Annotated in this window: 13 protein-coding genes; 11 read left to right on the forward strand and 2 right to left on the reverse strand. The window is 64.3% G+C overall.

Annotated features, from left to right (window positions below):
* The first annotated feature begins 202 nt into the window (after positions 1 to 202).
* Positions 203 to 1,246, forward strand: a complete 1,044-nt coding sequence (locus ACB039_RS12830; RefSeq protein WP_371165810.1) for a glycosyltransferase family 9 protein — start codon at positions 203 to 205, stop codon at positions 1,244 to 1,246.
* 58 nt (positions 1,247 to 1,304) lie between these two features.
* On the opposite strand, the gene ACB039_RS12835 is transcribed toward ACB039_RS12830, so the two are convergent.
* Positions 1,305 to 2,093 carry a glycosyltransferase family 2 protein gene (locus tag ACB039_RS12835; RefSeq protein WP_371165811.1) on the reverse strand — a complete coding sequence of 263 codons (789 nt, stop codon included), beginning with the start codon at positions 2,091 to 2,093 and terminating at the stop codon, positions 1,305 to 1,307.
* Between the two features lie 225 nt (positions 2,094 to 2,318).
* On the opposite strand from ACB039_RS12835, the gene waaF reads away from it, so the two are divergent.
* From waaF to ACB039_RS12850, 3 genes are all read left to right on the forward strand, one after another.
* Positions 2,319 to 3,416 carry a lipopolysaccharide heptosyltransferase II gene (gene waaF, locus ACB039_RS12840; protein ID WP_371165812.1) on the forward strand — a complete coding sequence of 366 codons (1,098 nt, stop codon included), beginning with the start codon at positions 2,319 to 2,321 and terminating at the stop codon, positions 3,414 to 3,416.
* A gap of 1 nt (position 3,417) precedes the next feature.
* Positions 3,418 to 4,695, forward strand: a complete 1,278-nt coding sequence (gene waaA / locus ACB039_RS12845; protein WP_371165813.1) for a lipid IV(A) 3-deoxy-D-manno-octulosonic acid transferase — start codon at positions 3,418 to 3,420, stop codon at positions 4,693 to 4,695.
* Positions 4,696 to 4,829: 134 nt separating this feature from the next.
* Positions 4,830 to 5,708, forward strand: a complete 879-nt coding sequence (locus ACB039_RS12850) for a DMT family transporter (protein ID WP_371165814.1) — start codon at positions 4,830 to 4,832, stop codon at positions 5,706 to 5,708.
* A 181-nt stretch (positions 5,709 to 5,889) separates the two neighbouring features.
* Here ACB039_RS12850 and ACB039_RS12855 read toward each other — a convergent pair whose 3' ends face one another.
* Positions 5,890 to 6,753, reverse strand: coding sequence for a YicC/YloC family endoribonuclease (locus ACB039_RS12855; protein ID WP_371165815.1), 864 nt, complete (start codon positions 6,751 to 6,753; stop codon positions 5,890 to 5,892).
* Between the two features lie 146 nt (positions 6,754 to 6,899).
* Between ACB039_RS12855 and rph the strand changes: the two genes are divergently transcribed.
* The 7 genes from rph (at position 6,900) to ccoG (ending at position 14,629) form a co-directional block, all read left to right on the forward strand.
* The gene (gene rph / locus ACB039_RS12860; RefSeq protein ID WP_025328763.1) at positions 6,900 to 7,616 is read left to right on the forward strand and encodes a ribonuclease PH; all 717 of its coding nucleotides are present in this window, start codon (positions 6,900 to 6,902) and stop codon (positions 7,614 to 7,616) included.
* An 83-nt stretch (positions 7,617 to 7,699) separates the two neighbouring features.
* Positions 7,700 to 8,353, forward strand: a complete 654-nt coding sequence (pyrE, locus tag ACB039_RS12865; RefSeq protein WP_371165816.1) for an orotate phosphoribosyltransferase — start codon at positions 7,700 to 7,702, stop codon at positions 8,351 to 8,353.
* 187 nt (positions 8,354 to 8,540) lie between these two features.
* Positions 8,541 to 10,952 (forward strand): heavy metal translocating P-type ATPase, encoded by a 2,412-nt coding sequence (locus ACB039_RS12870; RefSeq protein ID WP_371165817.1) that lies wholly within the window; start codon positions 8,541 to 8,543, stop codon positions 10,950 to 10,952.
* Positions 10,949 to 11,338, forward strand: coding sequence for a Cu(I)-responsive transcriptional regulator (gene cueR, locus ACB039_RS12875; RefSeq protein ID WP_005323722.1), 390 nt, complete (start codon positions 10,949 to 10,951; stop codon positions 11,336 to 11,338). Before ACB039_RS12870 ends, cueR begins: the two co-directional genes overlap by 4 nt.
* 192 nt (positions 11,339 to 11,530) lie before the next feature.
* A complete protein-coding gene (locus ACB039_RS12880; protein ID WP_042649856.1) occupies positions 11,531 to 12,685 on the forward strand; it encodes a diguanylate cyclase in 1,155 nt (384 codons plus the stop codon).
* Between the two features lie 31 nt (positions 12,686 to 12,716).
* The gene (locus ACB039_RS12885; protein ID WP_005323718.1) at positions 12,717 to 12,980 is read left to right on the forward strand and encodes a YihD family protein; all 264 of its coding nucleotides are present in this window, start codon (positions 12,717 to 12,719) and stop codon (positions 12,978 to 12,980) included.
* 197 nt (positions 12,981 to 13,177) lie between these two features.
* Positions 13,178 to 14,629 carry a cytochrome c oxidase accessory protein CcoG gene (gene ccoG / locus ACB039_RS12890; protein ID WP_371165818.1) on the forward strand — a complete coding sequence of 484 codons (1,452 nt, stop codon included), beginning with the start codon at positions 13,178 to 13,180 and terminating at the stop codon, positions 14,627 to 14,629.
* The last annotated feature ends 70 nt before the right edge of the window (positions 14,630 to 14,699 follow it).

Consider the following 14,699-nt stretch of genomic DNA (forward strand, 5'->3'; position numbering starts at 1 on the left):
GAAAATTGGTCGCATTATAGGGTCTGTTGGTGGTTTGTCGCGACCGGGATGGCGCGGATTTCTGGCGCGACGCCCCAGGTTGGATCGCCCAAATCAGGGCCCCTTGGCGTCTTCGCTTGAGAATAGCCCGGCATCAGGCAAGAATACCCGCACCGCGCATCAAGCCTCCCTGCATTGGTGACAGGGAGCAAAGGGATTTTTTATGAAACGTATTCTGGTAGTCCGCAATGACAAGATTGGTGACTTCATGCTGGCCTGGCCGAGTTTTGCCATGCTCAAGCGCTCCATGGAGTGTCATGTGACTGCCCTGGTGCCCTCCTACACGGCGCCGCTGGCCCGCCTCTGCCCCTGGATCGACGAGATCATCCTGGACCCGGGTGCCCGGGCCGACAAGGAGCAGCAACGCGCCTTGCTGGCCCGCATCAAGGCGGCCGCCTTCGATGCTTCCATCTGCCTCTTCTCCAACACCCGTAACGCCAAGCTGGTGTGGAAGGCACACATTCCCTACCGGCTGGCCCCGGCCACCAAGCTGGCCCAGGTGCTCTACAACCAGCGGCTGGTACAGCGTCGCTCCCGCTCCCAGAAGCCGGAGTACGAATACAACCTGGATCTGGTGCGCCGCTTCCTCGTCGACCAGCAACTGAGCGTGGTGGAGCCTCAGGGACCCTACCTCAGCTTCGATCCCGAGAGCCTGCAACAGGTGCGCGAGCAAGTTGCCAGCCGGTTGAAGCTGGATGCGGGCCGCCCCTGGTTGATGGTGCACGCCGGCAGCGGCGGCTCGGCCAACAACCTCTCCATCGAGCAGTACTCGCGCCTCATCATCAAGCTCAACCAGGCCTGCCCTGAATTGCAGTGCGTGCTGACGGCGGGGCCCGGGGAGGAGGGCAAGGCGGAGCAGCTGGCGGCCGAGCTGCTGGCCCACGGCGGCAACGGCTGGATCTATCGCTCCGATGAGGGGCTGCCGAAGTTCTGCCAGGTGATGGCCAATGCCGCCCTGTTCGTGGCGGGCAGCACGGGGCCGCTGCACATAGCCGCGGCGCTGGACGTGCCCACCATAGGCTTCTTCCCGGCGCATCGCTCCGCCACGCCGCTGCGCTGGCGCCCGCTCAACAGCGAGGGGCGTCATCTGGCCTTCAGCCCGCCGGAAGACAGCGACCACCCGGAAGACATGAGCCAGCTCGATCCCAAGACCATGGCGGCGGCGATCGCCCGCTGGGCACCGCCGTTCTGGCGGGCAGAGAGCTGAGAATGCAGACAGGGCCCCTCGGGGCCCTGTCTCGTCATGGGAGTGTCGCCATGCCGGCTTACTTTGGTGCCTGGTCCGGCGCCTGTGGCTGCTGGCGGATCCAGAGGTCGGCGTACTTCGCGAAGGTGGAGTGAGCCGAGAGGATGGCCAGCAGCAGCCCCTGCTTGCCATCGAGGAAGCCGGCCTTGAGCAGGTACATCTTCAGGAAGCAGCCGAGGGCGTGCACCAGCCCCTGGCCGAGGGAACCTTTCTTGCCGCGGGCGGTGCGCTGATCGGCCCAGGCCCTGGCGTAGCCGGCGGATTTCACCAGATAGTGCTCCAGATCCCGGTAGGTGAAGTGGAGCAGGTCGCCGTGCAGGTTGACGATCTTCATGTTGGCGCGCACCTCCACCTTCTCGTGTACCAGCGCCTCGTTGTAGCCGGTGAGCGCCCTGGGATAGAGGCGCAGAACCCGATCCGGGTACCAGCCGCTGTGGCGGATGAAGCGGCCGAACACCCAGGAGAGGCGGGGGATGGAGTAGATGGTGTCGCCGGCCGGATTGGCCATGACGGTGACAATGGCCGCTTTCAGTTCCGGGGTGAGCCGCTCGTCCGCATCCAGCCACAGCACCCACTCGGACTGGACATGGGACTGGGCGAGGCGGCGCTGGCGACCGAAGCCAGGCCAGGCCGTGTTGACGAAGAAGCGGGCGCCGAATTCGGCGGCGATGGCGGGGGTCTCATCCTGACTGCCGGAGTCCAGGATGACGATTTCGTCCACCAGGCCATCGAGGGAGGCGAGGCAGGCGCGCAGGTTGTCGGCTTCGTTCTTGACGATCAGGACGGCCGCCAGGGTCGGTTTTTTCACGGGTTCTGGACTCTTGTTGGCGCCCGGCGGGCGGGTCATGCTCGGATTGGCGCCCATTCTAGCCTAAAACCCCGGCGGGGGCATGGGCCCGCTCCCCCTTGTGCTGCCCCTGAAGGCCTCTTGCGCATCAGGCAGGGATCTTCTGTTATTTCTTCGGCCTTTCTTGGGGCATAATCTCGCCCAGTAACGATTAACAGCCGGGCCAGTCCCGAGAGAAGACGCGCGATGAAGATATTGGTGATCGGCCCCTCCTGGGTCGGCGACATGGTGATGTCCCAGAGCCTCTACAAGGCACTCAAGGCCAATCACCCGGACAGCGAGCTGCATGTGATGGCGCCGGCCTGGTGCGTGGCCCTGCTGGAGCGGATGCCCGAGGTGGACAAGGCTATCCCCATGCCGCTCGGCCACGGTGACTTCAAGCTGGGGGTCCGCCGCCGGCTCGGCAAGCAGCTGGCCGCCGAAAAGTACGATCAGGCCATCATCCAGCCCAACTCCATGAAGTCGGCGCTCATCCCCTGGTTTGCCCGGATCCCGGTGCGCACCGGCTGGAAGGGGGAGCACCGCTTCGGCCTGCTCAACGACATGCGCAGCAACAAGCAGGCCTTCCCGCTGATGGTGGAAGCCTATCTGGCGCTGGCCTACCCCAAGGCACAGATGAAGAGCCGGAGCGATATCCCGTCCATTCCCCATCCGTCCCTGCATGTGGATCTCGTCAATCAGGACAAGGCCCTGGAGCGGCTCGGCCTGAATCGCGCCCGCCCGGTGCTGGTGCTCTGCCCGGGGGCCGAGTTCGGCCCGGCCAAGCGCTGGCCCGAGGGGCACTACGCCGTGGTGGCCCAGAAGCATCTGGATGAAGGCTGGCAGGTGTGGATCTTCGGCTCCGGCAAGGATGTGGAGGTGGCCAACACCATACGGGATCGGATCAATCCTCTGTCGCGACCCAACTGCCACGTGCTGGCGGGCAAGACCAGCCTGCACGAGGCGATCGATCTCATGGCCCTGGCCGGTCGGGTCATCGCCAACGATTCGGGCCTGATGCACGTCGCCGCCGCCCTCAACCGGCCGTTGATCGGCGTCTATGGCTCCACCTCGCCGCTCTACACACCGCCCCTGGCGGACAGAGTCGAGATCGTCCACACCGACATCGAATGCCGCCCCTGCTTCAAGCGCACCTGCAAGTTCGGCCACCTCAAGTGCCTGATCGAGCTGATGCCGGAGCAGGTCATAGAGGCGGGCAAACGGCTGGAGCGCAGTGACGGGGCGGACCTGATCATAGCGCTGCAGCCGGTGGCTGAGCCCGCGACCGGCGGCGAAGGTCAGTAGCATGATCTATCGGCTGCTCTACAACCTGCTGATCCACCTGGGCCTGCCGCTGGCGCTGCTGGCGCTCTACAAGCCCAAAAAAGGCAAGCCCGGCTTCGGCAAGCGCTGGGCCGAGCACCTGGGGCGGACGCCTGCCACAGGGCAGGAGGCGCCGCTCTGGATCCATGCGGTGAGCGTGGGGGAGACGCTGGCCATCAGCCCCTTCATCCGCGCCCTCAAGGCGGAGCAGCCCTCCTTGCCCATACTGCTCACCACCACCACCCGCACCGGCGCCGAGCAGGCGGCCAAGCTCGGGGATCTGGTGGTGCATCGCTATGCGCCGCTGGACTACCCCTGGGCGATCGCGGCCTTCCTCAAGCGCTTCAAGCCCCGCGCCCTCTGGGTGATGGAGACAGAGCTGTGGCCGAACTGGCTGGCGGCCTGCGAGGCACGCAACTTGCCGGTGACCATCCTCAATGCCCGCCTCTCCGAGCGATCCTGCCAGCGCTATGCCCGCTTCCAGGGCGCCTTCGATGCCCTCAGCCGCCCGCTGACTCATCTGCTGTGCCAGCACCAGGACGACGCGGATCGCTTCCATCGTCTGGGCATAGGCCGCGAGCGGCTGGCGGTGACCGGCTCCATCAAGTTCGATATCCAGTTTGGCGACGAGGTGCAGGCCCGGGGCCGCGCCCTGCGCCAGCAGCTTGGACAGGAGCGGCCGGTCTGGATCGCCGCCAGCACCCATCAGGGGGAAGACGAGCAGGTGCTGGCCGCCTTCGATCGGGTGCTCAAGGCACATCCGTCTGCCCTGCTGATCCTGGTGCCGCGCCATCCCGAGCGTTTTGCCCCGGTGGCCGAGCTGTGCGCCCCCTACGGCTGCGTGCTGCGCTCTCACTGCCAGGGTCAGGGCAAGCCGGTGAGCGAGACGGACAAGGTCTATCTCGGCGATACCATGGGCGAGCTGCCGCTGATGCTGGCGGCCGCCGATCTCGCCTTCGTCGGCGGCAGTCTGGTGAAGATTGGTGGCCACAACCTGCTGGAGCCGGCGGCGCTCGGCAAACCCTGCCTGACCGGCCCCGTCTACTTCAACTTCAGCGACATCACCCGCCAGCTGGTGGCTCAGGGGGGGGCCGCCGTGGTGGCGGATGCCGATGCCCTGGGCGACAAGGTGAATACGCTGCTCGGCGATGCGGGCGCCCGCCGCCAGATGGGGGAGCAGGCTCGTGCCGTGGTGCTGCGCAACCAGGGGGCGCTGGCGCGCACCCTGTCCCACTGCCTCGCCGCACTGGAAAACGACTAGTGCGGGTGGCCCTGGTGGGTCACCCCGTGCCCGCTCATAGTCCCGCCTGATCCCGGGGCAGGGGCAAACGCCGCAGGCAATCCGGCCTGCTTTCCTTTATGCTCTGCCCTTTGCCTTGACCCTGTGATGCCCCGATGAACCGCGCTCCCCTGCTGTTGATGATACTGGTCACCCTGCTGGCCGCCGCCGGCTGGCTCTTCTCGAAAGAGGCTATTCGCGAACTGCCCACCGCCGCCTTTATCGGCAGCCGCTTCCTGCTGGCCGCCCTGCTGCTGTTACCACTCGCCTGGCTGCGCGAATCGCCCCCCAGCCGTTCGCAACTGCTGCGCGCCGCCGGCTGCGGCACCCTGCTCGGGGCCAGCCTGCTGTTCTGGGTCACCGCCATCAGCCAGAGCGATGCGCTGGGCAGTGGCGCTTTCATCATGAGCGTGGCCACCCTGATGGCGCCGCTCGCCGCCTGGGCCGCCTTCCAGGCCAGACCCGGCCGCCACTACTGGCTCACCCTGCCCATCGCCGTGGCCGGCTTGCTGCTGCTCTCCAGCAGCACCCAGTGGGGCGTGTCCCTGTCCCTGTTCTGGTTTCTGGCCGCTGCCGCCACCCTGGGGGTTCAGCTCGCGGTGCACCGCCACTTCGCCCAGTCCATTCCCCCTACCTGGCTCACCTGCATCCAGCTGGCGGTGACCGGCCTGATCGGCACCCTGCTCTCCCTGCTGACAGAGCAGTGGCCCGCCGACATCAGCTCTGGTATCTGGGGCTGGTTTGCTGCCAGCGTCCTGATCGCCACCACACTGCGCTACTGGCTGCTCACCCACGCCCTGAGCCAGATGACCACGGCCCACGCCGCCCTGCTGATGCTGCTGGAACCCGTCTGGACCCTGATCCTGAGCACCTTCTTCTACGACGAGCCGCTGGGCCCTGCCAAGCTGGCCGGCGCCGGTCTGGTGCTGGGGGCTCTGGTGCTCTACCAGCTCCCCCTGCTGCTGCGCAGCCGCAGGCTGAAGTCACCGGTCTAGCCTGCACGGGCGGGGGATGAATCGAAAAGAAGGAGAGGGTCTGCATAGCAGACCCTCTTTGCGTGATGGCGCATGTCGGGCTCCCTTTGTCCGAGGCTGCCATCAGTCAGGCGGCTGATCGCCGTGGGAGACGAGCATAAAAAAGCCCCCGCGTGGCGGGGGCTGGTGCATCGATGAGGGGTCACTCGATGTTTTGAATTTGCTCGCGCATCTGCTCGATGAGGACCTTCAGTTCGACGGCGGACTGGGTCACTTCGGCGTTGATGGATTTGGAGCCGAGCGTGTTCGACTCGCGGTTGAACTCCTGCATCATGAAGTCGAGACGACGGCCGCAGGCGCCACCCTTCTTCATGATCTTGATGGTTTCGCTGATGTGCATCTCCAGGCGATCCAGCTCCTCGGCCACGTCGATCTTCTGGGCCAGCAGCACGATTTCCTGCTCGATGCGGGCGGGATCCAGCTCCACCTTGGCCTCGCTCAGGCGGTCGGTGAGCTTCTGGCGCTGCCACTCGATGATTTGCGGCAGGTGTACGCGCACCTTCTTCACTTCCACCTGGATGCCGTCAAGGCGCTGCTGGATCAGCGCCTTGAGGTTGGCCCCTTCGCTGGCGCGGGAGGCGAGGAAATCTTCCATGGTCAGATCGAAACCGCCGAGCAGTTCGGTGGCGACTGCATCCATGTCCTGTTCGGCGGCGGCCATGACACCCGGCCAGCGCAGCACGTCCACCGGGTTGAGCTGGCCCTGGCCCGCTTCTTTCATTACCCAGTTGGCGCTGTCGATGATGAGCTTGGCCAGCTCTTCATTGATGTGCAGCTGGCTGGCGGCGGCCTGCGCTGCCTCGAACCTCAGGTTGCACTCCACCTTGCCGCGCTGCAGCTTGGCACGGAAACGCTCACGCAGGACCGGCTCCAGGCTGCGCAGCTGCTCCGGCAGGCGGATGTAGGTTTCCAGATAGCGCTGGTTGACCGAACGAATTTCCCAAACGGCTGTGCCCCAGTCGCCCTTGAATTCCTTGCGGGCGTAGGCGGTCATGCTGTGAATCATTGATTGTTCCGGGCTTGATGAAGTGTGCGGCCAGTATACTCAGCCAGGCTTGTCCCGTCAGCCGATGCCGTGGTTTTAGCGGCTGATATTTGAGTAGCAATGGCTTATACTCCTGCGCCAATTCAGCCAGCCCAGAGGTCAGTCCCATGTCCCGTCCCAGCGATCGCAGTGCCGCGCAAGTGCGCCCGGTTACCATCACCCGCAACTTCACCAAGCATGCGGAAGGATCTGTGCTGGTGGAGTTCGGCCACACCCGCGTGCTGTGCACCGCCAGCGTCGACACCAGCGTGCCGCGCTTCCTGAAAGGCAAGGGTCAGGGCTGGGTCACCGCCGAGTACGGCATGCTGCCGCGCTCCACCCATTCGCGCATGAACCGCGAGGCGGCCGCCGGCAAGCAGAGCGGTCGCACCCTGGAGATCTCCCGACTGATCGCCCGCTCCCTGCGTGCCGCCGTGGACTTGACCGCGCTTGGCGAGCACTCCATCACTGTGGACTGTGACGTGCTGCAGGCCGACGGCGGCACCCGCACCGCCGCCATCACAGGTGCCTGCGTGGCCCTGGTGGATGCGCTGAACTGGATGGTCGAGAAGGGCATGCTCAAGCAGAGCCCGCTCAAGCAGATGATCGCCGCCGTCTCCGTCGGTATGTATCAGGGCGAAGCCATCTGCGATCTGGAGTATGTAGAAGATTCCGCCGCCGAGACCGACATGAACGTGGTGATGACCGAAGACGGTCGCATCATAGAGGTGCAGGGCACCGCCGAGGCCGAGCCCTTCACCCACGAGGAGCTGCTGGCGATGCTGGCGCTCGCCAAGGGCGGCATCGACGACATCATAGCGCTGCAGAAGCAGGCGCTCTCCTGAATTTCTGATTTGAAAAACGCGGCATTGACCGCGTTTTTTTATACCCCCACACCAGTAAACGACAAGCCAAGCAAGGAGCCAGAATGAAAGCCTACCAGCGTCAATTTATCGAGTTCGCCCTGGAGAAACAGGTTCTCAAATTCGGTGAGTTCACCCTGAAATCCGGCCGCAAGAGCCCCTACTTCTTCAACGCCGGCCTGTTCAACAGCGGTCGCGATCTGGCCCGCCTCGGTCGCTTCTATGCCGCCGCCCTGATGGATGCCGGCATCGAATTCGATGTGCTGTTTGGCCCGGCCTACAAGGGGATCCCCATCGCCTCCGCCACCGCGGTGCAGCTGGTGGAGCAGCACGACGTGGACGTGCCCTGGTGCTTCAACCGCAAGGAAGCCAAGGATCACGGCGAAGGCGGCAATCTGGTGGGCAGCCCGCTCAAGGGGCGCATCATGCTGGTGGACGACGTCATCACCGCCGGGACCGCCATCCGCGAATCCATGGATCTGATCCAGGCCAACGGCGCCTCCCTGGCCGGGGTGCTGATCGCCCTGGATCGTCAGGAGAAGGGCAAGGGGGAGCTCTCCGCCATCCAGGAAGTGGAGCGTGACTACGGCGCCCACATCATCGCCATCATCCAGATGAGCGACCTCATCGCCTATCTGGAAGAGAAGCAGGCAGAGCAGCCCGCGCTGGCCGAGCAACTGGCGGCCATGAAGGCCTATCGCGTCCAGTACGGCATCTGACGACTAGGTTCCCTCATCCCCGGCTCTTCTCCCGAGAGGGGAGAAGAGGGCAGATCGGCATGCTACCGATCGTATCAACGGCGCCAACAGGCGCCGTTTTTTAGTTGCACAAAAAGTCGGTGCGCTCACTTGAGCTTGCCCTTACAGTAAAGGTTAAGGTTTGCTGGTCTATCCGAGGAGGATTGTCATGACCATGCATATTCAACTTCCCGTCAGCGGCATGAGCTGCGCCAACTGCGCCAGCCGCATCACGGCCGCCCTCAACCAGCTCGATGGCGTGACGGCCAGCGTCAACTTCGCGCTGGAGCAGGCGGCCATCGAGTTGAGCGATCCGGTGCGCTTGCCTGCGGTGCTGGACAGCATAGCCGCGCAGGGTTACGGCTATGGCAGCGAATCAGTGTCGTTTCAAATCAGCGGCATGACCTGTGCCGGTTGTTCGGCGCGGCTGAACAAGATGCTGGCGGCACTGCCTGGCGTCATCTCGGCCGAGGTCAATTTCTCCCTCGAGCAGGCCCGCATCCTGCTGGTGCCCGGCACCCAGACCCCGGCTTCCCTGCGCACCCATATAGAAGCGCTTGGCTTCGGTGCCCAGCTGGCGCAAGGCTCCGTCAGCCAGCGCCGTCAGCAACTGCTGGCCCGTGAGGAGCAGGAGGCCGCCGCCGCCCGCCAGGCGCTGACTCAGGTGGTGATCTCGGCCCTGCTCACCCTGCCGCTGCTGGTGGGCATGGTCGCCATGGCCGGCCTGCTACCCTGGCATCTACCCGCCTGGTTGGAGCTGGTGCTCGCCACTCCGGTGCAATTCTGGATCGGGGCCCGCTTCTATCGCGGCGCCTGGCTTGCCCTCAAGAACCGCGCCGCCAACATGGATGTGCTGGTGGTGACAGGCACCAGTGCCGCCTATTTCTACAGCCTCTATCTGCTGCTGACCTTAGGCGTGGCCGCCAGCGGCAAGCTCTATTTCGAGGCGAGCGCCATCATCATTACCTTGATTTCACTCGGGAAACTGCTGGAGGCGAGGGCCCGCCGCAGTACCCAGTCCGCCATTCGCGAGCTGATGGCGTTGCGGCCGGACACCGCCACCGTCTGGCGTGGCGAGGCCTGGCAGAGCGTCGCCATCGACGAGGTGCTGCGTGGCGACAGGCTGCGGGTACTGGTGGGGGAGCGGGTGCCGGTGGATGGCAAGATCCTGAGCGGTGAGAGCGAGCTTGATGAATCCATTCTCACCGGTGAGAGCCTGCCGGTGCCGCGTGCGCAGGGGGATGCTGTGCTGGGTGGTGCCATCAACCGCTCCGGTGTGCTGGAGATCGAGGCCACCACCGTGGGGGAGGACTCCAGCCTCAGCAAGATCATCGCCCTGGTGGAGCGTGCCCAGATGGGCAAGGCGCCGCTGCAACAGTTGGTGGACAAGGTCTCCGCCATCTTCGTGCCCGTGGTCATGGCCATCGCCCTGTTCACCCTGCTGGCCTGGTATGCCTACAGCAACGACTTCGGTCAGGCGCTGCTCGCCGCCGTCGCCGTGCTGGTGATCGCCTGTCCCTGCGCCCTGGGGCTGGCGACCCCGGCCGCCATCGTCACCGGCACCGGGGTGGCGGCCCGCCACGGCATCCTGATCAAGGACGTGGATACCCTGCAGAAGGCCCACGCCATCAAGGCGCTGATTTTTGACAAGACAGGCACGCTCACCCAGGGCAAGCCCGTGCTGGTCGGCTGGAGCGGCACCGATGAACAACTGCGCCTCGCCGCCGCCCTGCAGCAGGCGAGCGAGCATCCTCTGGCGCTGGCGATGCGCGAAGCGGTCGGCAAAGAGGCTGTGCTGCCCCAGCCCGAGGCCGTGGAGGTGCGGGTCGGTGCGGGTATCCTCGGCAAGGTGGCGGGCCACTCGGTGGCCATCGGCAATCCCGCTCTGCTGGCTCAGCTCGGCATTGAGCCGCCACAACAGGATGAAGCGCCCGCCGACGGCGCGACCCGGGTCTGGGTTGCCATCGACGGCGTGGCGGTCGGCATCGCCGCCCTGGCCGATTCCCTGAGACCCGAGAGCCCCGAGGCCATCGCCACCCTGCGTCAGCGCGGCATCGCCAGCTGGCTGGTGAGCGGTGACGCCCCGGCACCTGTGGCCCATATCGCCGCCAAACTGGGGCTGGATGGTGCCTTCGACTCCGTGTTGCCCGCCGGCAAGGTGGAAAAAGTGGAGGCGCTGCGGGCGCAAACCAGCGGGCTGGTGGCCATGGTGGGAGACGGGGTGAACGACGCCCCGGCGCTGGCGGCGGCAGACGTGGGCATCGCCATGGGTTCAGGTTCGGACGTGGCCATGGAGACCGCCGCCATCACGCTCATGCGATCTGACCCGCGGCTGGTGGCCGATGCCATCGACATCTCGGCGGCGACCTGGCGCACCATACAACAGAACCTGTTCTGGGCCTTCGTGTTCAACATCATCGGCATTCCGCTGGCGGCGCTGGGCTATCTCAGCCCCGAGCTGGCGGGGGCGGCCATGGCCCTGAGCAGCATCACGGTATTGAGCAATTCCCTGTTACTGAAACGCTGGCAGCCCAGGGCGGGCAGCCAGCGCCAATCTGAATCGAAGAGGAGTCATCCATGAACATCAGCAAGGTTGCCAAGGCCACTGGGTTGTCCGCCAAGACCATCCGCTACTACGAGAGCATCGGTCTCATCTCGGCTCCGGTGCGCAGTGACAACGGCTATCGCAGCTACACAGACGGTGCCCTGCGGGAGCTGCGCTTCGTCAAGCGGGCGCGGGAGACCGGCTTCAATCTGGAGGAGTGTCAGGAGCTGCTGGCGCTCTATCGGGACGAACACAGGACCAGCGCCCAGGTGAAGAAGCTGGCCCAGGAGAAGATCGTCGATCTGCGGGCCCGCATTGCCGGTCTGCAGGCCATGCTCAGCTCCCTGGAGGAGGTGGTGGGGTGCTGCCATGGGGACGCGAATCCGCAATGTCCCATTCTTGACGAGCTCGAGAAGGGCTGAGTGAGCCATGGGCGGCCGATGATCCTGTCGGCGTGGTACGGCAAGCCTGGGCAGGCTGGGGTGACTGCTCGGGATCCTGCCGGTGTGGCACGCCGCGTCAGGGGCTGAGTGGCTGCTTAATAGCGGGCGATTGATTGTTGAGCAGGAAAAGGGAGTGTTAAACTGTGCGGCTCTTGTACAGGGAGTACCCAGTTGACCCAGAGTGTGAAACACCAGGTACGGCGTGCCATCATGGCCCAGCTCTATACCCACGCCTCCTTCAGCCTGCCTTGTCTGGCGCTGCTGGCGATCAGCTGGAGCCTGCTGTTCCACGACTACCTGCCCGCCGGGGAAGCGCTCGGCTGGCTGGGCCTGGTCTTTCTGCTGTTGCTGGGGCGCGGATGGCACCTTCGCTGGCGTCAGCCCCGGCTGGCGGAGCTCCCGCTGCCAGTGCTGGAACGAGAGCTGTTCATCGGGGTGACCATCACCTCCATCATCTGGGCGCTCGGCGTGCTGCTCTACATGGACAGGCTGCCCGACACCTACCGCGCCGCCATGATGATGCTCACCAGCCTGATCCTCACCGGCAGCGCCATCATGCTGTTCGGCAGTCGCCGCACCCTCTACGGGGCTGTACTGCCCCTCGGGTTTGCCATGTTGTTCGAACTCGGTGGCGGCAACGAGCAGGAGCGGATCGTCTCCTGCATGCTGGCGGGTTACCTGTTCGTGTTCCTGCCGACCCTGCTGCGCCGGTTGCGACGGGATCAGGTGGCTTCCCTCTATCACAGTTTTTCCAATGCCGAGCTGGTGGCGGAGCTCAAGGTGGTCTCCGAGCATCTCAAGCTCACCTCCCGCCTGGACGGCCTGACTGGCATCGCAAACCGGGCTCACCTCGACGACACCCTGGCGCGTGCCTGGCGCCGCTGCCATCGAGCCAGGGCACCCCTCTCCCTGGTGCTGGTGGATGTGGACTACTTCAAACAGTTCAACGATCACTATGGCCATCAACTGGGGGACCAGTGCCTGCAGCAGGTGGCGAGCCTGTTGGCCGAGGTGCTGCGGCGGGAGGACGATCTGGCCGCCCGTTACGGCGGGGAGGAGTTCGCCCTGTTGCTGCCCTGTACCACCTTGCAGGGGGCCATGCAGATCGCCGAACAGGTGCGCACGGCCCTGCGCACCCTGGGTATTCCCCACCACAAGTCCCGGGTCTCGGGGCGGGTCAGTTGCAGCTTCGGGGTGGCGACCCTGGTGCCGGATCAGCACCACTCCATCGCCGAGCTCATCCAAAAAGCGGATGCGGCCCTCTATCAGGCCAAGCATAATGGCCGGGATCGTATCGAAGTAGCCTTGATGGGTAAGGTTGCCTGAGTTTCACATGACAGATTTAAAGAGGTCGTCTATGCAATGTCATCGTATCGAAGAGCTGCTGGAGCTGCTGCAGCCCGCCTGGATCAAGGAGCAGGATCTCAGCCTGGTGCAATTCATCGCCAAACTGGCGGCGGAGGCGGGCTATGACGGCGCCCTGTCCGAGCTGACCGACGACATGCTGATCTACCACCTCAAGATGCGCGAATCCGACAAGCAGGCGATGATCCCGGGCCTGGCCAAGGACCATGTTCCTGACTTCAAGGAAGCCCTGCTCAAGGCCCGCGGCATCAAGTAACCCGACCGCTGGGTTGCTGGAAGAGGAAGGTTTCAAGGGAATCTCTATAAAGGCGCATAGTCAACTGGCTATGGGCCTTTTTTGTTGCCTGAAATTGCGACGGCACTCGAACTATAGATACATTTAACCCACACAATTAGCAGGCTGTTTAAGATATAATCGGCTTCATAACAATATGAGTGGAGCGATGTGTTGCAATGGCCGACCAGGACAAGATCGATATCAAGGATGTGACCGACAAGAACGTCACCGGGACCTTCAATCCCCACACGTTCAAGGCGGGCGATGACAGGTTCAATCCCGGCAACCGCATCTACGTCAGGTCCCAGACCGGCTACTGGCAGCGGGTGCGCAAGGCCATGGGCTGGTTCTTCGTCGCCCTCTTCGTCACTTTGCCCCTGCTGCGCTACGACGGCCGCCAGGCGGTTCTGTTCGATCTGGAGCATCAGCAGTTCCACATCTTCGGCGCCACCATCTGGCCGCAGGACCTGACCCTGCTGGCCTGGGTCTTCATGATCGCCGCCTTCGCCCTCTTCTTCGTTACCACCTTCCTCGGCCGGGTCTGGTGTGGCTATCTCTGCCCACAGACGGTATGGACCTTCATGTTCATCTGGTTCGAGGAGAAGCTGGAAGGCGCCGCCAACAAGCGCCGCAAGCTGGATGCCGCCCCCTGGAGTGGCGAGAAGCTGGCCCGCAAGGGCGCCAAGCACCTGGCCTGGATCCTGCTGTCGCTGGGCACCGGCCTCACCTTCGTCGCCTACTTCCAGGACATGTTCCAACTGGTGCCTGACTTCTTCACCCTGCAGGCGAGCGGCTGGGTCATCTTCTGGGTGATCTTCTTCGCTGCCTGTACCTACGGCAACGCCGGCTGGATGCGGGCCATCATGTGCATTCACATGTGCCCCTACGCCCGCTTCCAGTCCGCCATGTTCGACAAGGACACCTACATCGTCGGCTACGACACCAAGCGCGGCGAGACCCGTGGCGCCCGTGGCCGCAAGGCCGACCCCAAGGCGCTGGGGCTGGGGGACTGCATCGACTGCGACCTCTGCGTGCAGGTCTGCCCGACCGGCATCGACATCCGCGATGGCCTGCAGTACGAGTGCATCAACTGCGGCGCCTGCGTCGATGCCTGCGACCAGACCATGGATCGGATGGGCTATCCGAAGGGACTGATCAGCTACACCACTGAGCACAAGCTGGCCCACAACCAGACCCATGTGGCCAGGCCCAAGCTGCTCGGCTATGGCCTGGTGATGGTCATCATGCTGGTAGTCTTCGTCTACAACGCCATGTCGATCATGCCCATGGGGCTCGATATCCTGCGGGATCGCAACCAGCTGTTCCGGGAGAACAGCGAGGGGCTCATCGAGAACACCTATACCCTCAAGATCCTCAACAAGACCCTGCAGTCCCAGACCTATCAGCTGGATGTGGAGGGGTTGCCGGAACACCAGTGGTTCGGTCCGCGGGAAGTGACTCTCAAACCAGGGGAAATTTTCACCCTGCCGGTGAGCCTGGCGGTGGATCCCTTCAACCTGAAGCGGCCGACCCTGGATGTCCAGTTCGTGCTCAAGCGGGAAGGGGCCGCGCCGGACGACAACAAGGGGATCCTGCGTCAGCCGAGCAAATTTATCAGCCGGTTGTGACCACCAGGGCAACCTGCACTGAAACAACCCAGCAAATATATCAGCAGGTTGTGAGGGTTTACGGGAGGGC

The organism is Aeromonas sp. S2(2024) (genome assembly GCF_041402505.1).
Classification (GTDB): domain Bacteria; phylum Pseudomonadota; class Gammaproteobacteria; order Enterobacterales; family Aeromonadaceae; genus Aeromonas; species Aeromonas media.

Excerpts from the sequence above, each read along its gene's own strand:
- pyrE (WP_371165816.1), top strand. The coding sequence starts at position 7,700 with ATGAAAGCCTACCAGCGTCAATTTATCGAGTTCGCCCTGGAGAAACAG.
- waaF (WP_371165812.1), top strand. The coding sequence starts at position 2,319 with ATGAAGATATTGGTGATCGGCCCCTCCTGGGTCGGCGACATGGTGATG.
- ACB039_RS12855 (WP_371165815.1), bottom strand. The coding sequence starts at position 6,753 with ATGATTCACAGCATGACCGCCTACGCCCGCAAGGAATTCAAGGGCGAC.
- ACB039_RS12870 (WP_371165817.1), top strand. The coding sequence starts at position 8,541 with ATGACCATGCATATTCAACTTCCCGTCAGCGGCATGAGCTGCGCCAAC.
- ACB039_RS12830 (WP_371165810.1), top strand. The coding sequence starts at position 203 with ATGAAACGTATTCTGGTAGTCCGCAATGACAAGATTGGTGACTTCATG.
- ACB039_RS12850 (WP_371165814.1), top strand. The coding sequence starts at position 4,830 with ATGAACCGCGCTCCCCTGCTGTTGATGATACTGGTCACCCTGCTGGCC.
- ccoG (WP_371165818.1), top strand. The coding sequence starts at position 13,178 with ATGGCCGACCAGGACAAGATCGATATCAAGGATGTGACCGACAAGAAC.
- ACB039_RS12885 (WP_005323718.1), top strand. The coding sequence starts at position 12,717 with ATGCAATGTCATCGTATCGAAGAGCTGCTGGAGCTGCTGCAGCCCGCC.
- rph (WP_025328763.1), top strand. The coding sequence starts at position 6,900 with ATGTCCCGTCCCAGCGATCGCAGTGCCGCGCAAGTGCGCCCGGTTACC.
- waaA (WP_371165813.1), top strand. The coding sequence starts at position 3,418 with ATGATCTATCGGCTGCTCTACAACCTGCTGATCCACCTGGGCCTGCCG.
- cueR (WP_005323722.1), top strand. The coding sequence starts at position 10,949 with ATGAACATCAGCAAGGTTGCCAAGGCCACTGGGTTGTCCGCCAAGACC.